The sequence below is a fragment of the Alcaligenes faecalis genome (assembly GCF_005311025.1).
Classification (GTDB): Bacteria; Pseudomonadota; Gammaproteobacteria; order Burkholderiales; family Burkholderiaceae_B; genus Alcaligenes; species Alcaligenes phenolicus.
Map to the genome: position 1 here is coordinate 2933931 of NZ_CP031747.1, position 23673 is coordinate 2957603.

General features: G+C 55.9%; 19 protein-coding genes and 3 tRNA genes. 9 read left to right on the forward strand and 13 right to left on the reverse strand.

The window, feature by feature from the left end; genetic code table 11:
• Positions 1 to 8: 8 nt before the first annotated feature.
• Complete coding sequence (locus D0C27_RS13540; protein ID WP_026483247.1) at positions 9 to 731, reverse strand: GntR family transcriptional regulator; 723 nt, start codon at positions 729 to 731, stop codon at positions 9 to 11.
• Positions 732 to 867: 136 nt separating this feature from the next.
• Here D0C27_RS13540 and D0C27_RS13545 point away from each other — a divergent pair, with 136 nt between their 5' ends.
• The 3 genes from D0C27_RS13545 to D0C27_RS13555 all read left to right on the forward strand — a co-directional run bounded on the left by D0C27_RS13545 (position 868) and on the right by D0C27_RS13555 (position 4353).
• Positions 868 to 1593, forward strand: coding sequence for an alpha/beta fold hydrolase (locus tag D0C27_RS13545; protein WP_137431160.1), 726 nt, complete (start codon positions 868 to 870; stop codon positions 1591 to 1593).
• Complete coding sequence (locus D0C27_RS13550) at positions 1590 to 2837, forward strand: iron-containing alcohol dehydrogenase (RefSeq protein ID WP_137431161.1); 1248 nt, start codon at positions 1590 to 1592, stop codon at positions 2835 to 2837. Before D0C27_RS13545 ends, D0C27_RS13550 begins: the two co-directional genes overlap by 4 nt.
• 154 nt (positions 2838 to 2991) lie before the next feature.
• Positions 2992 to 4353: an MFS transporter gene (locus D0C27_RS13555; RefSeq protein WP_021446915.1), complete on the forward strand. Its 1362-nt coding sequence runs from the start codon at positions 2992 to 2994 to the stop codon at positions 4351 to 4353.
• 100 nt (positions 4354 to 4453) lie between these two features.
• Here the strand turns inward: D0C27_RS13555 and D0C27_RS13560 are convergent, their stop codons facing one another.
• Positions 4454 to 5743 (reverse strand): C4-dicarboxylate transporter DctA, encoded by a 1290-nt coding sequence (locus tag D0C27_RS13560; protein WP_088450611.1) that lies wholly within the window; start codon positions 5741 to 5743, stop codon positions 4454 to 4456.
• 172 nt (positions 5744 to 5915) lie between these two features.
• On the opposite strand from D0C27_RS13560, the gene D0C27_RS13565 reads away from it, so the two are divergent.
• Positions 5916 to 6587 (forward strand): GntR family transcriptional regulator, encoded by a 672-nt coding sequence (locus D0C27_RS13565; RefSeq protein WP_009459563.1) that lies wholly within the window; start codon positions 5916 to 5918, stop codon positions 6585 to 6587.
• Here D0C27_RS13565 and murB read toward each other — a convergent pair.
• Positions 6584 to 7594, reverse strand: a complete 1011-nt coding sequence (murB, locus tag D0C27_RS13570; protein ID WP_137431162.1) for a UDP-N-acetylmuramate dehydrogenase — start codon at positions 7592 to 7594, stop codon at positions 6584 to 6586. The genes D0C27_RS13565 and murB overlap by 4 nt on opposite strands.
• 315 nt (positions 7595 to 7909) lie before the next feature.
• Between murB and D0C27_RS13575 the strand changes: the two genes are divergently transcribed.
• The 4 genes from D0C27_RS13575 (at position 7910) to D0C27_RS13590 (ending at position 10626) form a co-directional block, all read left to right on the forward strand.
• A tRNA-Gly gene (locus tag D0C27_RS13575) sits at positions 7910 to 7985 on the forward strand.
• A gap of 42 nt (positions 7986 to 8027) precedes the next feature.
• Positions 8028 to 8101 (forward strand) — tRNA-Cys (locus tag D0C27_RS13580).
• A gap of 37 nt (positions 8102 to 8138) precedes the next feature.
• Positions 8139 to 8214: transfer RNA gene (locus D0C27_RS13585), tRNA-Gly, on the forward strand.
• Positions 8215 to 8658: 444 nt separating this feature from the next.
• Positions 8659 to 10626 carry an esterase/lipase family protein gene (locus D0C27_RS13590; RefSeq protein WP_137431163.1) on the forward strand — a complete coding sequence of 656 codons (1968 nt, stop codon included), beginning with the start codon at positions 8659 to 8661 and terminating at the stop codon, positions 10624 to 10626.
• Between the two features lie 51 nt (positions 10627 to 10677).
• Here the strand turns inward: D0C27_RS13590 and D0C27_RS13595 are convergent, their stop codons facing one another.
• The 7 genes from D0C27_RS13595 to D0C27_RS13625 all read right to left on the reverse strand — a co-directional run bounded on the left by D0C27_RS13595 (position 10678) and on the right by D0C27_RS13625 (position 18195).
• Positions 10678 to 12084: an efflux transporter outer membrane subunit gene (locus D0C27_RS13595; RefSeq protein WP_137431164.1), complete on the reverse strand. Its 1407-nt coding sequence runs from the start codon at positions 12082 to 12084 to the stop codon at positions 10678 to 10680.
• A complete protein-coding gene (locus D0C27_RS13600; protein ID WP_240688257.1) occupies positions 12081 to 13265 on the reverse strand; it encodes an HlyD family secretion protein in 1185 nt (394 codons plus the stop codon). The genes D0C27_RS13595 and D0C27_RS13600 overlap by 4 nt, the downstream gene beginning before the upstream one ends.
• 15 nt (positions 13266 to 13280) lie before the next feature.
• Positions 13281 to 14933 (reverse strand): MFS transporter, encoded by a 1653-nt coding sequence (locus tag D0C27_RS13605; protein ID WP_137431165.1) that lies wholly within the window; start codon positions 14931 to 14933, stop codon positions 13281 to 13283.
• Complete coding sequence (locus D0C27_RS13610; RefSeq protein ID WP_009459745.1) at positions 14930 to 15529, reverse strand: TetR/AcrR family transcriptional regulator; 600 nt, start codon at positions 15527 to 15529, stop codon at positions 14930 to 14932. Before D0C27_RS13610 ends, D0C27_RS13605 begins: the two co-directional genes overlap by 4 nt.
• A 216-nt stretch (positions 15530 to 15745) precedes the next feature.
• Positions 15746 to 16330: a hypothetical protein gene (locus tag D0C27_RS13615; RefSeq protein ID WP_239054535.1), complete on the reverse strand. Its 585-nt coding sequence runs from the start codon at positions 16328 to 16330 to the stop codon at positions 15746 to 15748.
• A 120-nt stretch (positions 16331 to 16450) separates the two neighbouring features.
• Positions 16451 to 17617: an MFS transporter gene (locus D0C27_RS13620; protein ID WP_137431167.1), complete on the reverse strand. Its 1167-nt coding sequence runs from the start codon at positions 17615 to 17617 to the stop codon at positions 16451 to 16453.
• Positions 17618 to 17679: 62 nt separating this feature from the next.
• Positions 17680 to 18195 carry a MarR family winged helix-turn-helix transcriptional regulator gene (locus D0C27_RS13625; protein ID WP_060186383.1) on the reverse strand — a complete coding sequence of 172 codons (516 nt, stop codon included), beginning with the start codon at positions 18193 to 18195 and terminating at the stop codon, positions 17680 to 17682.
• Positions 18196 to 18353: 158 nt separating this feature from the next.
• Here D0C27_RS13625 and D0C27_RS13630 point away from each other — a divergent pair, with 158 nt between their 5' ends.
• Positions 18354 to 18878 carry a DinB family protein gene (locus D0C27_RS13630; RefSeq protein WP_137431168.1) on the forward strand — a complete coding sequence of 175 codons (525 nt, stop codon included), beginning with the start codon at positions 18354 to 18356 and terminating at the stop codon, positions 18876 to 18878.
• Positions 18879 to 19053: 175 nt separating this feature from the next.
• On the opposite strand, the gene fauA is transcribed toward D0C27_RS13630, so the two are convergent.
• From fauA to D0C27_RS13645, 3 genes are all read right to left on the reverse strand, one after another.
• On the reverse strand, positions 19054 to 21252 hold the full coding sequence (gene fauA, locus D0C27_RS13635; RefSeq protein WP_137431169.1) for a TonB-dependent alcaligin siderophore receptor FauA: 2199 nt from the start codon (positions 21250 to 21252) through the stop codon (positions 19054 to 19056).
• A gap of 106 nt (positions 21253 to 21358) precedes the next feature.
• The gene (locus tag D0C27_RS13640; protein WP_137431170.1) at positions 21359 to 22534 is read right to left on the reverse strand and encodes a Bcr/CflA family efflux MFS transporter; all 1176 of its coding nucleotides are present in this window, start codon (positions 22532 to 22534) and stop codon (positions 21359 to 21361) included.
• 147 nt (positions 22535 to 22681) lie between these two features.
• Positions 22682 to 23626 (reverse strand): helix-turn-helix transcriptional regulator, encoded by a 945-nt coding sequence (locus D0C27_RS13645; RefSeq protein ID WP_083053909.1) that lies wholly within the window; start codon positions 23624 to 23626, stop codon positions 22682 to 22684.
• Positions 23627 to 23673: the final 47 nt, after the last annotated feature.

The window sequence follows — 23673 nt, forward strand, 5'->3', positions numbered from 1 at the left end:
GACTGTCCTTACAAGCTGGAAATCAGGGTCGTGCGGGCGAGTTCTTCGATGTAGTCCATCAAGAGATCCAGGCTTTGACCGGCCTGGTCCATATCGCCCCCGGCAATGGACATCGCCAAGTTGGCATGCAGTCTGCCCATCTCCGTTAAATCCGGATTTTGCTGATAGTGGCAGAACCAGAAACGACGGGATAGCCCATGTGTCAGACGCATCGCTGCCTCGGCAAACTCATTGCGAGCCGCCTCGATTTCCAGCTCATTCAACCGTCGATCTGCCCGGATAAAACTGACTTCATCGTTCTGGGTGGCTGCTTCCAGGAAAGCATCATGCAAGCTCTTGAATTGCTCGCGTTGATCGCGTGTCGCCCGTTTGGCCGCACTACGGCAGATCAGACGCTCGATCTCCCGTCGCGTCTCGATCAGGCGCAGTTGCTTGGGCATGTCCAGCTCTGGAATCAACAGCCCACGCTGCGGCAAGACCAGCATCAAATGTTCGCGTGCCAGCCGTTGAATGGCCTCCCGAATCGGCGTGCGGCCAATCTCGAACATCTGGCTCAAGGTCAGCTCGGACACGATGCTGCCCGGCGGCAGCTTCAGGGTAATGATGGCTTCTTCCAAACGCTCATAAGCAATGTCTGTGAGCTTGGGCTTGGGTTCCGTCAAGGCCTTGATGTCCAGCACCTCATCTTGAGCCTGCCCTTTTCCCGCTACCTTCCGCTTGCTTGTAACCATGCTGACCCTGCCTTTAAAACGCAGCGTTTGCTGCTGACACCCAAACTCTGACGCCTGCTCTGGCCCTGCAAGTACAAGGCCGGAACTGGGCAACAGCCTCATATCTTAGTTGTATTTATCTACTCCAGGAAGCCACATGAGCATTGCCTGCGATTCAAAACAAACCACCATCATTGCCGTGCATGGGATTCAGGGCACCCATCGCAGCTGGTTGCCAGTAGTCAACGCCAGCTCGAATTTGATGTCCTGGCACACCCCGGACTTGCGAGGCCGAGGCGATGCCTTTCGTGGCTCCAGCCAGGAAGATTACGGGCTGGACGGCTTTGTGCAGGATCTACGCGCCAGCATTCAAGCCTTGCCTGAACACACGCCCTATGTCCTGGCAGGCTGGAGCCTGGGCGTCTCAGTGGTGCTGCAAACCTGTCTGACTTTACTGGACGAACAGGCCCCACTGCCTCAAGCCCTGCTGTTGTTATCGGGCACAGCCAGCCTGAACCGGACTCAATGGTTCAAGGCCCAGGACACGCCTGCCTTGCTGCAAGAAATTGCAGAACGGGAACAGCGCCTGGGCCTGCTGGAGGCCGCAGGTCATCAAGATGTGGCCTGGACCTGGCTGGCTAATCGGCACCACGACCTGTATGCGCAACTTCCCCGTATTTCCATCCCCTCTTTGATCATCCATGGCGAACAGGATCAGGACTGTCCCATTGAGCACGCCCACCGGTTGGCGCAGGCACTGCCACAAGCCACCTTGCACAGCCTGCCTGATGCGGGCCACAGCATCCTGGGCTCACACACTGAACTAATCGCCTCATTGATAGACCCCTTCTGCTCTCTACACACCGCAAGGACTGCCGTATGAACACACACGTTTTCTTTTGCCCACCACCCCGCACCCTGATGGGACGCGGCTGCCGCCATGAACTACCTGCCTTGATTGCCCACCTGGGCTGGCGTCGCGGCTTATTGATTACCGACCGTTTTTTCACCATTCAAACCACCTGGGTTCAGGACCACATCGCCGCCTGTAGAGAACAGGGAATTGAACTTGTGGTTTTTGATGGGGGCGAGCCAGATCCTTCCACTACCTTATGTGATCAGGCCACGCTGCAAGTACGTGCCCACCTGGCCGATCACCCTATCGATTTCGTATTGGCGTTGGGCGGCGGCAGCAATATAGATCTGGCTAAAGCCCTGTGTCTGACCGTCCCCACCGGGGAGCCCATACGCACCTACAGCGGGACCTGGCCCGCCCACACCAAGCCCTTGCCCTTGATCGCCCTGCCCACCACCTCCGGCACGGGATCAGAAGCAACACCGGGAGCCATTCTGGTCGACCCCGACAATGCCACCAAAATTGCCGTCATGGGCAATGCGCTGCGTCCCGCCATTGCGGTCATCGACCCGGAACTCAGCGATAGCTGCCCACCCCGCGTCACTGCCGACGCCGGTATCGATGCCCTGACCCACGCGATTGAATCCTTTGTGACGCAGGATGCCAGCCTGTTTGATCGTGGTGGCAGCCCCGACCCTGGCTATAGTGGCCGATCCAGCCTGACCATGATGTTTGCACGCGAGTCCATACGCCTGTGCGGCCAGTACATGCTGCGAACCTATCGCGACGGCACCGACACTGAAGCCCGTGATGGCATGGCCAGCGCCAGCTACTATGCCGCCCTGTCCTACGGCACGGCAGGTCTGAATGCGGTGCACGGCATTGCCTACGCACTGGCAGGTTTGACGCATCAATCTCACGGCACCACCAATGCCGTGCTGCTGCCCTACGTTCTGGACGAACTGCGTGAAACCCGCGCCTCGGAATTGCTGGAAGTCGCCCAACTACTGGGCATGCCAACCGGCAAGCCGGAAGATACCTTACTGGCTCTGCCTGCCTATGTGCGGTCGCTGGTCGAACAACTGGACATCCCCTCTGACCTGAGCCAATGCGGCGTACAAGAGCATCAGCTGGAGCGCCTGTTGAGCGACGCCCTGCAAGTGACTCGTCTTGCCAAAGCCTTCCCGGTTGCTGACTGCACCAGCGCCTATCAACGCATTATTCAACACGCTTTTGAGGGCTCTTTAGCCGGAGCACTGACCCATAATTAATTAGCCAGCTAAGTACATACCATTATTTAATCTTAAAATGAACACCACTAGTATCCATGTAATATATCAGTAGAAGAAAAAAGGCCTGCCATGGCCTGACGGCAGGTCACCTATACATAAACCCGCCACAAGAGCGGACCTACAGGAGACACCTATGACAGCCGTATCCCCCAATGTGGCCAATCGCCTGGAGCGATTGCCCATGACACGCTATCAACGCATGCTGTTCGGTATTATCGCGACCGCCTGGTTCTTTGACTCCATGGACCTGGGCATCATGACTTTTGTTTTAGGTTCCATCAAAGCAGAAATGGGGCTCAGCACCGCGCAGGCGGGGATGCTGGCCAGCTCCAGCTTTTTAGGCATGTTTTTGGGTGCTGCCATTGCGGGCATGCTGGCAGACAAGTACGGGCGCAAACCTGTCTTTCAATGGAGCATGATTTTTTGGGGCGTAGGCAGCCTGGCCTGTGGCCTGTCCCAAAACGTCGAGCAGTTGATGGCGTTCCGGGTGCTGCTGGGGTTTGGCATGGGAATGGAATTTCCCATCGGCCTGGCCATGGTCTCGGAGATCGTGCCCGCTAAAAGTCGCGGTCGGTACATCGCGATTCTGGAAGGCTTCTGGCCGCTGGGCTTTATCAGCGCCGGGATTCTGACCTACCTGAGCCTGGACTATATAGGCTGGCGCGGGATCTTCATTGCCCTGTCTATCCCTGCCCTGTTTGTGTTTGTGATCCGCCGTTGGGTTCCTGAGTCCCCCCGCTGGCTGGAAGAAGCAGGCCATAACGACCGCGCCGAACAAGTCACCACGGCCTTTGAACATAAAGTTATTCAGGCCAACGGCGGCCAGGCCCTGCCCTCTCCCCTGCCTCCCACCCCTTGCGAGAAGCTTAAGCGTGGCGCGCTGTTTGCCCAGCTTTGGCAAGGCCAATACGCCCGCCGTACCCTGATGCTGTGGATGCTGTGGTTCTTCTCCTTGCTGGGCTACTACGGTCTGACCACCTGGCTGGGCGCACTATTGCAACAAGCCGGATATGAAGTCACCAAGTCCGTTACCTACACCATCTATATTTCCCTGGCCGGTATTCCAGGCTTCATCTTCTCGGCCTGGTTGCTGGAGAAATGGGGTCGCAAGGCAACCATGGTCTTGATGCTGTTCGGTAGCGCCGGCTGTGCCTTTATCTATGGCCACGTCGCCACCAGTCAGGCGCCTGTTGCTCAACTGATTGGCGCTGGTTTGTGCATGCAGTTCTTCATGTTTGGCATGTGGTCGGTTTTGTATGCCTACACCCCCGAGCTGTACCCCACACGGACACGCAGCACAGGCGCGGGCTTTGCCTCTTCCATTGGCCGACTGGGTTCCTTATTCGGACCGCTGCTGGTGGGCTTTATCCTGCCCTGGACCGGTCATGCAGGCGTTTTCACCTTGGGGGCTATTTCCTTTTCTATTGCAGCGTTGGTGGTGATTGCATTGGGGGTGGAAACCAAGGGGCGTTCGCTGGAGGAAGTTTCAGCTTAATGCTCTGATTTAATTGATGATTAGTAGACTTAAGGCTCAATAAAAAACCCGTTTCAGCCGATTTGGCTGACACGGGTTTTAAGCTCATGAACGGTTCGGCTTAATTGCCATTACTGTCCTGGCTCAGATCAACGTGAACACGCCCATCCAAAACAGCATGAGCCCGCTCTCGGTCCACGTCACCTTCCCAGGCGCCCACCACCACGGTTCCTACGCAATTACCAATCAAGTTGGTCAAGGCCCGCGCCATACCCATGAACCAGTCAACGGACAAAACCAGCACCAGACCAATGGCCGGAATAGCAGGAACCGCACTCAAGGTCGCTGCCAGAATCACAATGGCAGACCCCGGCACACCGTGCGCCCCTTTGGAGGTCAACATGGAAATGGCCAAAATGGTCATCAAATCGATAAAGGACAAGGGGGTATTGGTTGCCTGTGCAATAAACACGGCGGCCAAGGTCAGGTAGATCGAAAAACCATCCAGGTTAAAGGAATAACCTGTTGGCACCACCAAACCTACAGTGGATTGCTTGATACCCATACGCTCGAGCTTGCGCATCACTTGGGGCAAGACTGCATCAGACGACGCTGTGCCCAGTACAACCAGCAATTCCTCGCGCAAATACTTCAACAGCTTGATGATGCTAAAGCCGGTCATGCGCAGGATCAGCCCCAAGACGCCCAGCACAAAAATGGCGCACGTCACATAAAACAGTACAACCAGCAGGCCCAGCTTGCCCAAGGTGCCAAGCCCGTATTCGCCAACCGTAAAAGCGACGGCTCCCAGCACGCCCAAGGGTGCCAAACGGACGATGAAACCAATAATTTTGAAGAACACATGGGACAGCGTCTCTACCGCCGATGCTACCGGACGGCCCCGCTCCCCCAGCAAGGCAACCGCCAAACCGAACAAAATTGCAATCAGCAGCACCTGCAAAATATCGCCTGACGCAAAGGCATCCACAAACGTCGTCGGAATAATCTTCATTAAAAACCCGACGGTATCTGTGCTTTGCTCCACTCGCGAGGTATATGCAGCCATGGCACTGGCGTCCAGGGTACTGGGGTCTACATTCATCCCATGCCCAGGCGTAAAGAAGTAGCCCAGCAAAATGCCCAAGGCCAAGGCAAAGGTGGTGACAACCTCAAAGTAAATCAGGGCCTTCACCCCAACACGCCCCACCTTCTTCAAATCGCTGCTGCCACAAATTCCGTGCACCACGACACAAAACACCAAGGGAGCCACGATCATTTTGATCAGCTTGATAAAACCATCACCAAAGGGTTTGAGCGAGGCGGCGAAATCCGGCCAGATCACACCCGCCAGGACTCCCAGTATCAAGGCCACAATGACCTGTCCAAACAAGGTTCTGTACAAAAAACGCATCGTTGTCTCCTGTTGTTTTGTAAGCGCTGCCGTGTCGCTACCAGCAATCCATCAATCTAAAATCTCATCTGACATGTCAGCATATATTCAATATGAAATACCGAATATAATTAAAATCGAATATGCACAAGCAGTCGTAAAAACCCCTACAAGTACAAACCGGAGACGCCAAATGAGTATTCCCTCCTCCTCTGATGACACTTTGCTGGCCACCCAGGCGTTTCAGGCATTTCGTCATTTATTGGCTACAGGGCAGGTTCGCGCGGGGCAGATGGTGTCGATGGCGGAGCTGATGAAATTAAGCGACTTCCCTCTGGCCCCAGTGCGTGAAGCGGTCAAGCGCGCGGCGGCTGCCGGGCTGGTGTCCATCCTGCCCAAGCGGGGAGTGCTGGTTCTGGAGGCAACCACGGAAGCGCTGCGGGAATGCTTCCAACTGCGCTGTGTCTTTGATCAGGAGGGGGCCAGGATACTGGCTAGCTGTGCCAAGCAGCCCGCATTGGAGAGCTTGCGGGACAAACACGAGAAGATTCTGGAGCAGGCACAAAGCGGCCTTGTTACCACCGCTTTGCAGATTCAGGCCATGGAAGTGGACTGGGCCTTGCATCGCTATCTGGCTCAAGCGCTGCAGAACCGCTCGGCCATGACGATCTACGAAGAGAACTGTGATCGCATCAATGTTCTGCAGCACTCGCGCCGCCCATTACCCGAGCGCATTGTGCCCGCCATGAAGGAGCATTTACAGATTCTGGATACGCTACAGGCAGGAAACCCCGAAGCGGCCATGGAAGCCGTGCGCCACCATCTGGCACAAACTCTGCGATGGTGGGGCGCGGTCGATGTTTAATTGACAATAACGGGCTCTTGTTCCAACTCCACGCCGAAGCGTTCCCGAACAGAACCCCGAATCGCCTGGGCCAGGCGTTCAATATCATGCGCAGTTCCGCCACCATGATTCACCAGCACCAAAGCCTGGCGATCGTGCACGCCCACGGCACCATCACGCTTGCCTTTCCAGCCACACTGGTCAATCAACCAGCCCGCCGCTAGTTTGCATTGGCCCTGTCCAACTTCATAAGAAACCAGATTGGGCCATTGCTGCTTCAAGGCATCACGCTGCTCGGTCTGCACAAGGGGATTCTTGAAGAAACTGCCCGCATTACCCAAGACACGAGGGTCAGGCAATTTTTGACGGCGAATCTGGCAAACCGCATCAAAAATACGTTGAGGGTCTGGCTCCCCCGCCAAATGAGCTTGCTTATTAAGATCGGGGTACTCCAGCACCGGCTTCCACTGACGCGGCAAGGCAAAGCGCACCGCCAGAATCAACCAGCTCCCGGCCGGGTCGTGCTTGAAGCGACTGTCTCTATAAGCAAAGCCACACTCGGCCGCAGACAGTTCCACCTCTTTGCCTTCCTTAAAACTCCAGGCCAGTACACTGTGCACCCGCTGCTCCAGCTCCAAGCCATAAGCACCAATATTTTGTACAGGCGCAGCACCTACCGTACCGGGAATCAAAGCCAGGTTCTCCAGACCGGGCCAGCCTTGATTCAAACAATACTGCACAAAATCATGCCAGCATTCACCCGCCTGCGCCTCCACAATATAGGCATCGTCCCGCTCTTGCAGTAAACAGATCCCTTTGCTTTCTACCTTGATCACCAGGGCATCAACGTGCTCGGCCAGCACCACATTGCTGCCACCGCCCAGCACAAAGATACGCTCCCCCTGCTCCACCAGCGCTTGCAAGGCAGGCAGCTGGGTAACATTGTCATACACCACCAGGTCGCGCGCGCGGCTGCCCAAACCCAAGGTATTAAAAGAGCTCAAATCCACATTACGCTGCCTGTCCACGGCCCTGTCCCACCATCAAAGAAAGCAGTAAGCATAGCTCGGACAGACAATTTTCCGGAAAAATTTACAGAATCTATTGACAAGCTTCTTTGCTGCAGTCTATAGTTACGTTCTTGCTTAGCGCAGCGTCGGTTTCGCAGCAAAAAGCAGTTTGAAGGCAGGCTAGTTCGTTAGGCAGTACTGATAAAAAGCTTAAGCAAAATATCAAAAACGCTTGACAAACAAAGATAGCCACTCTAAACTAGCTTTCTTTACTTAATAAGCAATAGCTAATAAGTAAAACGCTGAAAACAGATTCAATCTGCACAGCAAAATGCGGGAGTAGCTCAGTTGGTAGAGCGCAACCTTGCCAAGGTTGAGGTCGCGAGTTCGAGACTCGTCTCCCGCTCCAGATTCCTAAGGGAAGCCTAGGCTTCCCTTTTTAATCGACCACGGCGCAATGGCAGAGTGGTTATGCAGCGGATTGCAAATCCGTCTAGGTCGGTTCGATTCCGGCTTGCGCCTCCAGTAATTCTGGTCACAAGTCGGTAGTGCAGTAAAAAATGCGGGAGTAGCTCAGTTGGTAGAGCGCAACCTTGCCAAGGTTGAGGTCGCGAGTTCGAGACTCGTCTCCCGCTCCAAATTCAAAAAGCCCAAACTTCGGTTTGGGCTTTTTTCTTTTCTGCTGCAGGCAAGCGTTAGAGCAGCTAAAACACCATAAGAGCAAACCGATAGTTCCACCCCGCTCTGATGTGGGTCCACCCTACACGCTTAAAGCTAGCCCCTCATCAAGAATTAGCACTCTACATTGCAGCGATGCCTGGAACGCTGCGCCTACGAACGCAGTGCCTCCATACAGACTGAATACACCAGCCACCTACCGCGCCCGCAGCAAAGAAAACTAAGCACGCTTTACACAGTCCAGATCCGGCTGCTGCCAGTACCAGGCCTTTAGGTTAATATCGCATTTCGCACACGGATACATTCCGCAAATCTGCCGATTTGACGCCGTTGGACAGCTGCTTGAGTCCGTATCACGGCACCAAGCTCCTCTAAACCCGTCAACGAACCCACTGTAGAACGTGATGGCCTTGATTAATCCTGTACGGAACACGCTGCTTGACCTGGCACCGGTACAAGCCGTCGCGACCAGCTTGAAGCGGCTTGTATCTGGCAAGCATAGGAGCGGGCTACACAAGGCTGGGGCCATCACAGTTCTGGCCATACTGCTGAGCGGCTGCGCCGGCGTCAAAATCGCCACTGTCAGCACCGAGGACTACATTGCCCAACGCCGTGGCGACATTCTTACCACTAATAAACTCAGCGCCTCCGCACGCGATACGCTGACCAGTCTGGCTATCGCGCCCGAGCAATGCGCTAAAGATATTCCCCACTGCTCTTCCAGGCTGACAGAGCTGTGGAATCTGGACACCGAGCAGCGCATGGCCACCTTGGCCGAGATCTGGACGCAAGAGGCCTTGCGCTTGCAAGGTCGGCGCAATGCCCGGCCAGACTTCTCGACCGAGCTGTTCGATGCCTATCTGCAAAGCGCCCGCTATGCCTACGCCTATCTGTTCTTCACGGATCGCAGGCCAGGAGACCGGGCATTTGAAGACCGCCAGACCCAGGTGCGTGACTACTACAACTACGCGGTACAGCAAGCGACCATGCTGCTGTTTGCCAAGTATCACGACACCAGCTACGCCTTCCAGAAAACTATCGAGATTGGTCGGTGGCGTATTCGTGGTGATCTGTCCCAGGTACGCGATGCCGCCGCCCCTCAGCCCCATGAGCTGATTCCGGCCTCCCAATTAACATTCCGCGGGGTGCGCAGCATTTATCGGCGCGACGGTTTTGGAGCCGAGATGGTGGTCGTGAACGAGTCAAAGGATGTCACGCCGAACAGCTTTCAAAGCACTTATAGCGAGCCGCCCTTCCAGGCAGTGACGGGGATTATTACTTTCCCCGGCGAAACCCTGTCCCAGGTTCTGCAAACTCGCGACGCCACCATTATTGGCTACGATCCGTACCAGCAAACCAGCGTCAAGCTGAAAGACGTGCAAGTGCCCTTGGCGGCCAATTACACCTCTGCCTACGGGCTATGGCTGGCGCGCTCGGACTTCTCGACCCAGGCTTTGCGCACCGTCCTGGGACGGGACGGTGGTATTGAATCCCCGCATGTGTTCCTGCTGCAACCCTATGACCCGAATCGCCGCGTCATCATCATGCTACACGGCCTGGCCAGCAGCCCGGAAGCCTGGATTAACGTCGCCAATGAGGTGCTGGGCGATGAGGAATTACGGGATCGCTATCAGATCTGGCAGGTCTACTATCCGACCAACCTGCCCCTGCCCTACAACAATGCCGAGATTCGGAAAGCTCTAACGGAAACCTTCCGGCATTTTGATCCGGACAGGAAAGCCGTTGCCTCGAACAATATCGTGGTGATCGGCCATAGCATGGGCGGTGTGCTGGGACGTTTGCTGGTGTCCTCGTCCGATAATCTGCTGGAAGACGCGGCCCGCGACCGTTATCAAATGGATGATGTCAGCATTGCCAGAATGAATCAGGAGTTTGGCAATGTGGTGCACTTCTCTCCCCTGCCCGGCGTGACGACAGCCATCTTTATTGCTGCGCCTCACAAGGGCACGCCGTTTGCAGGAAATCGTATTTCACGCTTGGCGGCAGCACTGATTACCTTGCCGGTTACGGTGGTGACTCAACTCAACAAACTTAGCCAGGTGGCGGTTGGCAACACGCCCGCCAAAGATGAGATGCTGATTCTGCCCAATGGCGTGGAAAGCCTGCGCGACAGCGATCCATTCATGCAGATCACCTCCAAAATGCCGATCTCCACGCAAGTGCGGTATCACAGCATTATCGCCAACGACACGCCCAAAAAAGACCTGCTGTATTCGGACGATGGACTGGTGCCTTATCAAAGCTCTCATCTGCCCGGTGCGACCTCGGAGCTGGTGATTCCGTTCTCCCACAGTGTGCAGGAGACGCCCGAGGCAATTCTGGAAATTCGGCGGATTTTGCGGGAGCAGTAGCAGCAAAACACATGCTCCACCTGACAGGGCCCCTCTACCGACTCTTTCAAGTTACTCCCGCTTCATCGCCTTTTCATAATCCCAGCCGCCACCCAGCGCCTTGTACAGATCCACCATATTCTGCAACTGGTTTTCCCGCACGGCGATGACCTGGTTTTCTGCCTCGTACAGATTCCGCTGCGCATCTAGTTGTTCCAGATAAGACGCATAGCCAGCCTCATAGCGATTGCGGGCGTGTTCCAAGGAGCGCTTCAAGACGTCCCGACGAGCGGTCACGTGGCTTAACTCTTCCGCAAAACGACGCTGGCCCGCCAAGGCGTTTTCCACTTCGGAAAAGGCCGTCAAAACAACGCCGCGATACGCAAAGGCCGCCTCATCGCGCTGGGCTGTTGCAGAATCAAACTGCGCCTGCAAACGACCACGGTCAAAAATTGGTGCCAGAATGCTGCCACCCAAACTCCAGATCTTGGTCGGGTCATAACTCAAGGCACTGACGTACAAAGCCCCTGCCCGTGCCGACAAGGAAACCTGCGGCAAAAAGGCAGCCCGGCTGGCTGCCATGGACGCGTCCTTGGAAGCCAAACCGAGCTCTGCTCGCGCAATATCAGGACGGCGGCGTAGCAGCTCGGACGGCAAGCCAGAGCCCGGTGCAGGCAGCTCTAAAGCCGACAAGGTGGAACTGGAGTTCTGTTCATAAGCCGCAGGCAACTCCCCGGACAAGAGGCGCAAAGCATTGTGATGACGGCTAATCGCCAATTCCAGCTGTGGAATATGCTGCGCTACCGCTTCCAGCTCGGACTGGGCCTGGGTCAACTCCAGCTGGGAGATATAGCCCGCATCAAACTTTTCCTGCGCCAGGCGCAAGGCTTCTGTCCGGGAGGTAGAGGTGGCCTTGGCCTGCTGCAACTGTGCATCCAGACCCAGCAAGGCAATATAGGTACGTGCTGTCTCGGAGGCGACGCTCAAGGCAATGGCATCATAATCCGCCTGCGTAGCAGACAGTTTGAGTTCAGCCGCTTTCGCCTGCGAACTCAAGCGCCCCCATAGATCCAGCTCCCAATTCAATTGCACGGCAGGTTGTACCGCACGGCTGATTGCCATACCGCCAGGCCCCAGGGCCCGCTCTGCATGCGCGCCTGTGTCAAAAGACAAGGAAGGGCCCAAGGACGAATCCGCCAGCTGCACGGCCGCCCTTGCCTGTTCGATGCGGGTAGCAGCACTCAAGATATCGTTATTACGTGCCAAGGCAGCTTCTACAAGTGCACTCAAGCCAGGATCGTTAAAGGCTTTCCACCAGGCCGAATCAACGACTGTGCCTTCAGAGAATGCTCCTATCCACCCGGATGGCACGGTTACCTGCGCCTGCTCGGGTGCGACCCGGTAAGCAGGCATACAGCCGGACAACAGCGCCGCAGCACTTAACAAGGCCATGCCATACGTTCTTGCAGACAGGATCATTGTTCATGCTCCTGTTTTGTTTGATCAGGCTTATCGGAAATATCCACCTTGGCAATCACGGACATGCCAGGTCGCAAACGCTCCATACCGGGCTGATCCGCATCGATAGCAATGCGTACCGGCAAGCGCTGAACAACCTTGGTGAAGTTGCCACTGGCATTATCCGCGCGCAGCACGGAAAACTCGGAGCCCGTGGCCGGGGCAATACGCTCTACATGACCTTGAAACTCTGTGCCATCCAGACCATCAACGGTGAATCGGGCCACCTGCCCCACATGAATACCCGCCGTCTGCGTTTCCTTGAAGTTCGCCACTACCCAACGGGTATCCGGCACCAGAAACAGCAGTTGCGAACCTGCCGTCACATACTGCCCCTGACGCACAGACGCTTCGCTGATCTGACCGGCTGCGGGCGCGGTCACCACGGTGTTATCCATATCGATGCGAGCCAAACCCAAGGCGGCTTCAGCGGATTTCACCTTGGCCTGCAAGGTCGCCCGAGCCACCTCGGTGGACTTGATGGTTTCTTCGGCAATCGCAATGTTTGCCTTGGCTTGCAGCATATTGCCGCGCCCCAGCTCGGCAGTCGCTACAGCCTGATCTCGCTCTCGTACCGAGATCGAACCTTTGTTTGCCAATTCCCTGGCACGATTACGATCCGCCTCGGAGCGACGGGCTTCAGCCTGAGCCGACACCAAGGCCGCCTTGCGAGCATCCAGGCTGGCGCGGTTCTGTGCCTGGGCTTGATCCAGATTCGCCAACTCAGCCAAAGCCGCATCCAGTTGAGCCTGCGCCTGATGCAGTTTTTCTTTATAAATGCGCTCATCAATGCGCACCAAAGGCTGGCCCGCCTGAACTCGCTCAAAGTCCTGCACCAGTACCTCGGACACATAACCGCTTACCTGCGGTGCCAGCACCGTCATTTGCCCACGTACATAGGCGTTGTCGGTAGTGACACGAGTGGTGTTGAACGGCCCCAGGTTCCAAGCCCACAAGATCAACAGCAAACCTCCCAACAATACAAAGGCCATCGCAATGACACTGCGTTTGCTGGGTTTGATGATCTTGGGCGGCAGAGAAGGTTCAGTATTCGGACCCAGCTTGCCATCGTTATCCGAGTCTGTCGGCGCGGCAAGCTCACTATTGCGATCCTGATTTTCAGATGAAGTGTCTTGACTCATAAATACGGACCAGGTTTAAGAATTCGAAGAAGTGCCAGCAGCGGCTTGCGCTCGTCTGGACTGAATAGCGGGGCCAGCGGCCAGCAACACGGGCCACAGCAAAAAGCCCGTCGCCAGAATGCCAATCAACAGAAAAACATCGTTGTACGCCCTGACACTGGCCTCGCGGCGGGCAATCTGTGCCAACTGAGCCGTGCCCGTCGCCGCCCTCAACATGGGATCAGTCACCATTGGCCCCACCGCCTGTTGCTGCTGTTTCAGACGATTGGCCACCAAAGGCTCAGCCACATTCACATGGCTGACAATGGCCGCGTAATGATGCTGCTGGCGCTGCTGCTGAAACGTGCTCAAGGTCGCGGTGCCCATCAATCCGCCCAAAGTCTGAGTGACATTGAGCAGCACAATAAAAGTCACGATATGGTCAGGGCCATACTTGAAGGCTTGCTTGAAGCCAATCATCACCAAAGGTCCCATGAACATGCCCGCGCCAATGGACAGCACGAACTGGCTATAGAAAAAGTCCTGCGGGCGGTCCAGGCTGGTACGCCCAAAATCCATGAAGCTGGACACGCCAATCAGCAAAATCGCGGCAAACACCTGTACCAGAATCGTCTTGGGCCCAAAAGTGATGGCGCTGAGCACAATGCCGCACACAATGCCCACAAACACCACCCAGAACAAAGGCTGCATCTGCTCCGAGCCCATGCCCAAACTGCGCAGCATATTGACCATGCCGTAGTTCTGCTCGGTCGTGATGAAGCGCAAAATCATGGCCCCGACGGCAAAGTAAATGGTGGAACCCTGCGCCAACCACCGCACTTTCAGCAAAGGATTGACGCGGTGATATTCCAGAAACGAACAGACGGTGAACAGGAACAAGGACGCCATCGCCATCCAGGCCAGGCTTGTGTCGTTGAACCACCAGCGGATATAGCCTTGCGTCAAGAATGCGATCAGCAAACCGGCAGCCGGAGCAAACAAGGCAAAAGCCAGGAAGTCCAGTTTTTCAAACGCCTTGATCTGATAGCCGGGGGGCAACTTCAACAGCACTACTGCCGCAAAGGAGCACAAGGCCATGCCCGCCTCAAAGCTATACAGGCCGTGCCAATTCCCCAGCTCTATCAAGGACGGCGACAGCACCCAGGCCAAGGGCGTCGCCATTTGCGTGATACTCACTCCCAGCACCAAAGCCTTACCTAGCAGGCGTCTGGGGAAAGCTTGCAGCATGTACAAGACGCCCAGGGTGCTGGCCGCCGCACCAGAAAACCCGCTGGCACCACGCAGAAAAATCAGCGATTCAGCACTATTAATGGATAAATGAAGCAAAGCCAGAACGGCATACAAACCCAGGCCTATCTCGGCAAACAGGCGCATGCCATATTGCTGCCTGAACTTGAACACCAGCAAATTGGCGGTGATATTGACCATGGCATAGGCTGCGGGCAACCAGGCTGCCTCGGAGGGCGTCAAACCCAGCTCCCCTTGCAGCGTCGGCAAATTCACCGACACCAGGGCATTACCCAAACCACCTGTCAAACCAACCAGAATCGCAACCAGACCATAAGCCACACGGATATGCGATTCATGATGAGGTGCCGATGGCGAGCCCGGCATGAAGGGCTTTTCATGCTCCTCCCAATGTGGATGCGGCTTGATGTACTGACTCATTCAGGCTCCCAATCGGGAGCATTACGGTCCACCTGCAACAACACGCCTTCACACAAGAACTTCAGCGAGCGTTTTACGAACAGTAGCCTTTCCTTGTCCGTGCGCCCCCGCAAGCTGGCAGCCAGCATGCCAATCAACAAGGGAATGTCCGTGGGCTGCAAGGCCGGGTTGCACTGCCCGGCGGCCTGCCCCATTGCCAAGGGTTCGCGCGCCAGATCAACCAAACGTGCGCGCACCCCCACAATGGTGGGGTGATTGGGGTCAATCGCCTTCCAGTAATCCGACATGGGAGCCGACTCCAGCGCGAACCCTGCCAGCACCTGCATCAAGACCTTGAAGTCCTGGGCATTGCCTTTGCGCTTGCTTAAGAAGCGCTCTTCAATCCGGTCTGCTGCCCGTATCAGCAACGCCTCCATCAAGGCAGCCCGATCAGGGAAATTGCGATAGAGCGTCGCCCGTCCTACCCCTGCCTGCGACACAACCTGATCCAAAGGGGCCGTGACACCACACTTGCTAAAGACCGTGTTAGCCGCATCCAGCAACAGTTCCCGGCGTTCCAAGGCATCAGAACGATTAGGTAAATTCCGGTTTTTCATTCCGAAATTATACGGACAGTTTTGTCCGCTTAAAAAGGCATCAAGCTAAAAAAGCTGTAAGAAACGATATTCCATATATGAAATAAAGGCTGAGGAAGGCTTGAATCCAACACGCGCAGTCTTGGCCTGAACGGCTAAAACTGCGCTTGCACAAAGGCTTTCCAAACCGGAACCGGGGCCTTGTCAACGTAGCGTCAAATACTCCCTGGAAGCAGCTTAAACACCTTGGGTGCCCTTAGCAAAATCCGTCTTTTGCTGCTTCAGCCAACTATCATGCAGCCACTTCTCTGTCTTGCGATGGCCAGGGAAAGTAATCCAGGTAATGTCGCGCTCGAACACTATGGGCTGCTCATCCGGCCCAACAATGACCCAGAACCACAGGCGATCCTCCAGGTTGCGCGCCTTCACTTTCATACCGGTCAAGGCCACTGTTTCGGTACGACCATTCCGCTCTACACGGATAGGCTCATCATGGGTATCGACCCAATGAATCTCCATTTTTGGCAACAGGTCAGGGGCATGCTCCTTCAAGAAAGCACGAGCGATCGCCTCACTACGTTCAGCGCTGGGCAAGGGCCGATCCACCAGGTCCAAAGAGATATGCGCAAAGCCCTTCAGCCGCCCGGACTCAGACACTACAGAGCTGAAGTGCTCACCTTCCAAACCTGAATTTCGACCATCTTCACGCTCATAACGAGTCAATACAACGGCTTCACCATCCACGCTGACAGCCCGCTGGGCCACTTGAACGTAAGCCTCAGGAACAAAGGCGGCAGCCGGATTATTGATTGTGGTACTCATGACATTCTCCGTAGTAGAAAGACTGTTCTGTGTCTGCACAGGAAAAGCCCAGGCAGCTTGCAACGTTGCAACAGCAAGCACAGCAGAAAGGGGAAGACGAACTCGCATCGTTGTGAACTCCTAGTTGGAAAAAACGGCGTAGATCGCGCAGATGGCCAATACACCGGCAAACAGCAAATAGGTGCTGGCCAAAGTCATATCCGCAGTCTGTTGAGCCAGCCATGGCCCCAGACTTGCGCCAATAAACAGCACAAAGGTGTAGAGCGACACGGCCAATCCCCGCACCGAGATATCGCTGACTGCTGCCACTCGGGCAATCAGGCTAGGAACGCTGATGCCCAGCCCAGCCACAAACAGGAAACTGGCACTCAGCAAAGCCATCAGATGCTCTTCCCCAGCCCATGCACTCAAGGCCAAGCCAGCAGCGGCACACGCTAATCCAGAGCATAAGGTTCGCTGAGGCCCTAGCTTCGGCATCACGACAGCCACCAGCAGGGGCATCAAAAAAGCAGGCGCCACCACAGCCCGTGTCATCAAAGGAGACATTCCCAACTGCGCAAATTGCATCCCGAGCTTGCTATCCAAAGTCATGTAGAAAGCAACAAAACACATCAGCAGGAAGAATGCAGGCAGGTAAACACGACGCAGTCGTGCATCAGCCAACAAGCCACCTATGGCTTTGTAATTGCTGAAAAATCCGCTTAAGCCTTGGCCCGCCTGCATATCAGCGGGTTTCTTCCACAGGCACCAGGCCGTCAAGGCGAATACAAGACACAGCGGCCAAAAGGCAGCCGCCAGCCCCCAAGGTCCAGCAACCAGTCCGCCATAAATCTGCCCCAACAAACCAGCGGAAAGAAATGCCGTACTCATCCAGGCCACACTCCACACCCTTTGACGTGGGCTACCCCGCTCTGCCAGATAGGCAATCGCTACGGGAGGGAAAGAAGAAGCCGCCAAGCCCTGCAACACACGGCCGACCATTAGGGACCAGGAGGTACTTGCTACGGCCAGCACCACCGTCGCGCTCACCAGGGCCAGCAGGCCTGCGACCATGACATTGCGACGCCCCACTCGATCGGACAGGGGACCAAAGATCAGAAACCCGGCTGCGTAGGCAAACCCAAAACTGCTCACCATGCCCGTCGCATCAATGCCATGGCTTTGCTTCAAGACTCCAAGAATGGGCAAAGGCAGGTAAAGCAGCGAAACAACCGCTAAAGCGCAGACAACCATCAAGGCACGCAAACCTGTCCCGACAGCTTGCGGATCACTAGCAGATACTTTCATGATAAATGTTCCTAGCTGTTATACAGCAAGCTACATATTTATTTAAAAAAAACGGCCGACAATCAGCCGCCGCTTGTCTTGGGCAAGATGCCTTGTTGATTGAGCTTGAGCATCAAGCGCACAAGCACATCGCGTTCTTGCGCGTCGAAATGACTCATCAGCTCAGCCACCCACACATAGTGAGCCGGCAAGGCTTTACCCAAAACCTGGGCCCCATGCTCTGTCAGGCGAACCAACCAGGCACGACGATCCTGAGGGTGCTGCTCCCGATCACATAAACCGGCAACTTCCATGCGATCAATAATGCGAGTCATCGTCTGCGACGTAACCGACACCCCATCTGCCAGCGTGCCTATGCTCAAGCCATCCGGATTGCGTTTGAGCAGAATCAGCACAAAAAACTGTGTCTGCGACAAACCGGAAGTGCGATCAAGATTGGCCTCAAAAGCCGACAACATTTCACTGGTAGCCGAAGCCCAGATAAGCCAAGCCTGCAACCCATCCACATCCGGGTTGCGGTACTCGACGCCCATCTTTACCAGAGTGTCGTAGCTAGGAAGGTCCTTGAGTTCAAACATCGCGCTGCCACATAATTATCATGGCTGAAATGTAGCTGACTACTTATATTTGGGTCAAGTGAATTAATGAGGCACAAGTCTGAAGAAGCAGATCCGTCTTGATCCATACTTCCTTTTAATCAAATAATCCTTGTACTGAACCTTGGCCTGGAAAAAACATGACACCCCAAACCGCCACCCGCATGGCATCCTACAACAGCCAAATGAACCGCCGTCTTTACGATGCGGCGGCCAGTCTTTCAGCGCAGGACTTGTATCAGGAACGGGGGGCTTTCTTCGGTTCGCTGTTCAAGACCATGATGCACATTGCGGTGGGGGACACCGTCTGGCTGCACCGCTTTGCCGAGCATCCTGATGCTCACGCCTTGCGCGAGCAAATCGGCGTATTTGCCAAGCCACGTGCACTGGACCAGCAGTTGTTCGACACCTTGGCGGAACTGGATCAGTACCGTCACAAGCTGGACCGGATCATTATTGATTGGGCCGCCACGCTGACACCGGAGCAACTGGGCCAAACGCTACGCTACAGCAATATGGCGGGCCAGAGTATGGAGAAGGATTTTGCGCTTTTAGTGACGCACTTTTTTAATCACCAGACTCACCATCGCGGTCAGACCAGCACCTTGTTGTATCAGGCAGGTGTCGATATTGGGGTGACTGATTTATTGGCTTTGGTGTCCTGAGTTTGTAGCCCGCAGGCCTCAAAGCAGACCGATAGCGCTGTTCTTGTAGCTCAAGGGCTACAAGATCTCGGTGTCCGAGATACAGCAAGCAACCTATCCGCTTCCAATAAAAAAGCCTGCTTGGCGATGACAAGCAGACTTTTGCATCAGGCTCTACTGCCTGCACCTTTCTCTCTTAATACTGCGCCCGCAAGGACAGCATCACGTTCTGAGGCGCCCCATACCAGCCCTGGTTATAAAACCCGATCTGCGAGTAGTACTTCTTGTCGAACAGGTTATTCACGTTCAGCGTGGCGGACATGCGCTTGTTGAAGTCATAGCGCGCCATCAGATTGACGATGGCATAGCTGCCCTGCTCTACCTTGACCACTTTACGGCCCGGTGCGGTCGCATCCTGGTACATGCGGTTTTGCCAGTCGATACCACCACCCACTGTCAGCCCTTGCCAATCGCCCTGCAAGCGATAGGTGGTGTAGAGCTTGAACAAAGTACGTGGCTTGCTGGTGTTGATGGGTTTGCCTTGTGCATCCTTGGCCGTGAAGGTCGTCAAGCTGCTGGCCAAGCTCCAACCGGGCATCAACTCCCCGCCCAGCTCCAGCTCGATACCTTCTACCTTGGCTCCCGACACGGGGCGATAAGCGGGGGTATTGGGCGGCGCGCCGATCACGTTATTGCCAGTGGCTTCGGCCAGATTGTCCTGGCGAGTCTGGAACACGGATACCGCCCCATTCAAGCGGCCATCCAGCCAGGCGGCCTTCAAGCCCAGTTCGTAGCTTTTACCCGTGATGGGAGCCAGAAGATCACCCTGTTCGTTGCGGGCGTTCTGCGGTTTGAAGATTTCCGTATAGCTGGCGTAAGCCGTGTAGGTGTCGTCAAAGTCGTAGATCAGGCCGGCATAAGGGATGAACTCATTGCGGTTGCGATACTGGCGTTTGGCACCAAAGTAGGTCTGGTCCGTCTCCCAGTTACTCAAGCGTCCACCTACCATCAAGCGCAGATTATCCATCAAGGAAAAACGCCCTACGGCATAGGCACCAGACTGTCTGTTGCTCATGTCATCCGCCTGGGAGGGCTCGCCTGACCACACGGGTTCGGGCACGCGGCCCGGCTGATAAAAACTGCCCGCATCCGGCAAAGGTGCCAGGGCGCGATACTGCGGGAAGGAGACACGGTCCTGGGACATCATCCAGCCCACAGAGAACTCATGCTCTTTACCGAACAGCTCGAAGGGGCCGGACAAAGAGGCATTGAATGCCTTGCGACGCACATCCCCCTTGTAATAGGAATAGGAGTTAGCGGTACCCAAGCCGGTTTCCCGATCCGGGTAGCCGCCCCGGAAAATCTGCTTCATGGATGCATCGGTGTGCGACTGGTTATAAGTCAGGCGCAGCTTCAAGTCATTGGCAAACTGATGGCTCAAATCCAGAAAGCCCGTGGTGGTGTCATTCTCGATGCGCGACCAGTCCGTATTGTTGGAAACAGAGCGCTTGAAGTCTGTGCGCGAACCATCGCTATAGAACAGCGGAAAACCACTGCCAAAGCCATTGTTCGAGCTGGACTGATAGGCCACTCCACCGGTCAATTCCATGCCGGGCATCAGGTCAGCCGTGATCACGCCATACAAGGTGCGCGTCTTGGTGTCCTGCAAACTGGTGTAGCTGTTGGCCTTGCCATAAGCACCCACAAAACGCCCGCGAATACGGCCATCTTCGGTAATAGGTGTGGAAACATCGGCATAACCACGGGCAAAGTCCCAGCTGCCTACGTCCACGCCCCCCGATGCCGCAAAATCACGCAAGGGACGCTTGCGTACATAGTTGACCGAGGCCGAGGGGCTGCCCGCCCCCGTCATTAAACCTGTCGCACCGCGTACCACTTCAACCCGATCAAACACCACCAGGTCCAGATTGCTTTCACCAAAAGCCCAGGGCGAGAGCACAGGCTGGGTCCAGCCATCAAACTGATAGTTATCGATACCAAAGCCACGCGAAGAAAAGGAATAACGGTTGGTATCGCTGCGCGTCACGGAAATACCCGGGGCGCTTTGCAGGGCATCGGCCGTTGTCTGCATACCGCGATCTTCCATCATCTGGCGGGTCACCACGCTGACCGACTGCGGTGTTTCACGAATGGACAGTGACAAACCCGTGGCTGTGCTCATTGCCTTGGTGGTGTAGGACTGGCTGGTTTCGGTCACCCCCGGATCTCGATTGCCTTTGATCGTAATTGTGGACAGCTCCACGGGAGATTGATCAGGAGCCTTGTCCTGTGCCCAGGCTGGGCTGCCCGCGGCCGCCAGCAGCATGGCGGAGCGAGTAAGAGGTGTCAGCAAACGCACTCGCAGGCGAGCAGAGCTGGAAGAAACGGCAAACATGAAGGTGGATCTCAGCAAAGGTTTTAGATGCGAACAATTATCATCTTCATGTTTTAGAGCGATGTATTCATAAACGCAAAAACGCTATGCCAAACATCAGTCCTGCCTATGACACGGCCCGATCTGCACGCTTTTGCAGCCAAAGCCAGGCGACAAGGCTGGCAACTACGGCCAACAGCATCGCGGCCGCCATGCGCACAGGCTGCCCGTAAACCCAAGGTACGCACCAGCCACTGACCAGGGAAAAGGTAGCCATCTGACAAAACCCCAGCAAGGAAGCCGCCAGCCCTGCGCGTGCGGGAACCTGCGCCAAGACCTGCATGGTCAACACCGGAAACAGCATGGCCAGCCCGGCGGCAAAGAATGCCGGCAACCCGACCGCCCACAGCAACGCGGGTTCTGCAGCACGTGCTAGGTAGGCGGCATAGGCCAGGCAGCTCCCCAGCATCAAGCCATAGGCACAAGTAATCAGCTTGCGCGCTTCCCAAAGACGGGAGAGCTGAGCTGAGGCCAAGGCTCCCGCGCTGGCCCCAATCACCAAGGGCACGAACAAGGCCGCAAACGCGGTCTCGGGCAGCTTCAAGGTATGGGTAATGAAATCAGGCGCGGCACCAATCAAAAATGCCTGCGCACCGATCAACAAGCTCAAAGCCAGGCTCATCCCCATAAAAGGGATATTGCGCAACAAAAGCCATAGCTCGACCCGCAACTGCGACCAGACCAAAGACTGACGTCTGGACGTCGGCAAGGTCTCTGGCAGGCGCAGCGCACACAAGCAAGCCGCCAGCGCGGCCAATACGGCCAGCATCCAGAACACCGAGCGCCAGCCCAGATGGGCGATCAACTGCCCGCCCACAATCGGCGCCAGCGCGGGCGAGACATTGAACACCAGCAAGATATAAGAAAATGTGCGCTGCGCTTGCTGCCCCTGATAGCAATCACGCACCATGGCCTGCCCGATGACCAAGCCAGCTCCGGCGGACAAGCCCTGCAAGACACGGCCCGCCAACAAGAACGAGAAGCTGGGCGCTACAGCCGCCATCACAGAACCTGCCACATAAACCAGCAAGGAAACCAGCACCACTGGCTTGCGTCCCCAGGCATCGGAGAAGGTACCGTGCAAGAGCAACATGGCCGCATACGCAGACATATACACACCCAGGGTCTGCTGCACGCTGTGTGGCGGCACATTGAATTCCTGTTCCAGAGCGCTGAATGCAGGTAAATAGGCATCAATGGTGGCCGGTGCCACGCAGGCCAGCAGGCCCAACATCAAAACCATCAAGGGATACGGAGGAAGCAGGAAAGGCGGCACAGTCACATACAAAAAGAAGCGGCCCGCAAGGGGCAGGGTCTTTCAGCATGAGCGATGCAAGCGTCGTCAGGGAATGCGCAATGCTTGAAGAGCTTTGGGCAATGACGGGACAGCCTAATTCAACTCGCTGGGTGAGATGCCATAGCGCTCACGGAATGCCGTGGCGAAGTTGGTGGCATGGCGATAGCCTACATAGTGCGCTGCCTGCTGTACGCTCCAGCCTTGCGCCAGATACTCTCGCGCCAGTTCCAGCCTGCGCTCACGCAGCCAGCCAAATACCGAGCACTGATAGACCGCCTGAAACTTCACCCGCAAAGTGCTGGGACTCATGCAGGCCAGTTTGGCCAGATCTGCCAAGGTGTAGTCCTCGCCAGGCGAATGGTAGAGGCGCTCTCTGACACGTTCGAGCAATTGCCGGTCGCGCGCGGAGACGGGAGAATCTTTTTCTGTTTCTCGGGCCAGGCCATCCAGCGCATGAGCCAGCACTTGCAAGCTGACCCCCTCCAGCAACAGATTGTGCAAGGTGCCCTGCCAGGGACTGTCTATCAACTGATCGATCGCGGTCAACAAATGCGGGGGCACCGCCCAGCGTTGCAGGCGTATCCGCGAAGAACCCATGACGTTGGCCAGCATCTCTCCCAAGGGTGAGTCAGCCAAGCTGTCAGGCGTATGTAAAGTGATGTTCAAGCCACGCAGACGCTGCCCAGCAGGATGAGTTCCTGTCATGGCCACCGCGTCCGCATGTGCAATGGTGGCCCCACTTTGAGCCATCATGCTGACCGTGTTCTGGCTGGCGAGCTGAGTCTGCGCCCGACCCTGCAACATGACAATGGCCGAGAACTGCGGCGCGGCCAAAGAGGTCGCCTGGTATTGGTGGTGAGTGATGATGTCTGAAAGCACCATCTTCATGCCGGGCCGGACCTCGTATTCCTGCACGCGCCCTTCGGCAATACAAACCTGCTCCATGTCCTGCTTGGGACCGTTGTAATCCGGCAAGCAATAGCGAAAACCCGTCGGACTACCGAGTCGGTCAAAATCCGATACCGTAAATCTGATCATAGGAGTGTGGGAGCAAGCAGCCCGAGCCAGGCCCGCAAATAATTCTT

Excerpts from the sequence above, each read along its gene's own strand:
- fauA (WP_137431169.1), bottom strand. The coding sequence starts at position 21,252 with ATGTTTGCCGTTTCTTCCAGCTCTGCTCGCCTGCGAGTGCGTTTGCTG.
- D0C27_RS13605 (WP_137431165.1), bottom strand. The coding sequence starts at position 14,933 with ATGAGTCAGTACATCAAGCCGCATCCACATTGGGAGGAGCATGAAAAG.
- D0C27_RS13560 (WP_088450611.1), bottom strand. The coding sequence starts at position 5,743 with ATGCGTTTTTTGTACAGAACCTTGTTTGGACAGGTCATTGTGGCCTTG.
- D0C27_RS13620 (WP_137431167.1), bottom strand. The coding sequence starts at position 17,617 with ATGAAAGTATCTGCTAGTGATCCGCAAGCTGTCGGGACAGGTTTGCGT.
- D0C27_RS13540 (WP_026483247.1), bottom strand. The coding sequence starts at position 731 with ATGGTTACAAGCAAGCGGAAGGTAGCGGGAAAAGGGCAGGCTCAAGAT.
- D0C27_RS13645 (WP_083053909.1), bottom strand. The coding sequence starts at position 23,626 with ATGATCAGATTTACGGTATCGGATTTTGACCGACTCGGTAGTCCGACG.
- D0C27_RS13600 (WP_240688257.1), bottom strand. The coding sequence starts at position 13,265 with ATGAGTCAAGACACTTCATCTGAAAATCAGGATCGCAATAGTGAGCTT.
- D0C27_RS13550 (WP_137431161.1), top strand. The coding sequence starts at position 1,590 with ATGAACACACACGTTTTCTTTTGCCCACCACCCCGCACCCTGATGGGA.
- D0C27_RS13630 (WP_137431168.1), top strand. The coding sequence starts at position 18,354 with ATGACACCCCAAACCGCCACCCGCATGGCATCCTACAACAGCCAAATG.
- D0C27_RS13640 (WP_137431170.1), bottom strand. The coding sequence starts at position 22,534 with ATGGTTTTGATGTTGGGCCTGCTGGCCTGCGTGGCACCGGCCACCATT.
- D0C27_RS13565 (WP_009459563.1), top strand. The coding sequence starts at position 5,916 with ATGAGTATTCCCTCCTCCTCTGATGACACTTTGCTGGCCACCCAGGCG.
- D0C27_RS13595 (WP_137431164.1), bottom strand. The coding sequence starts at position 12,084 with ATGATCCTGTCTGCAAGAACGTATGGCATGGCCTTGTTAAGTGCTGCG.
- D0C27_RS13625 (WP_060186383.1), bottom strand. The coding sequence starts at position 18,195 with ATGTTTGAACTCAAGGACCTTCCTAGCTACGACACTCTGGTAAAGATG.
- D0C27_RS13615 (WP_239054535.1), bottom strand. The coding sequence starts at position 16,330 with ATGAGTACCACAATCAATAATCCGGCTGCCGCCTTTGTTCCTGAGGCT.
- D0C27_RS13555 (WP_021446915.1), top strand. The coding sequence starts at position 2,992 with ATGACAGCCGTATCCCCCAATGTGGCCAATCGCCTGGAGCGATTGCCC.
- D0C27_RS13590 (WP_137431163.1), top strand. The coding sequence starts at position 8,659 with ATGGCCTTGATTAATCCTGTACGGAACACGCTGCTTGACCTGGCACCG.
- D0C27_RS13545 (WP_137431160.1), top strand. The coding sequence starts at position 868 with ATGAGCATTGCCTGCGATTCAAAACAAACCACCATCATTGCCGTGCAT.
- D0C27_RS13610 (WP_009459745.1), bottom strand. The coding sequence starts at position 15,529 with ATGAAAAACCGGAATTTACCTAATCGTTCTGATGCCTTGGAACGCCGG.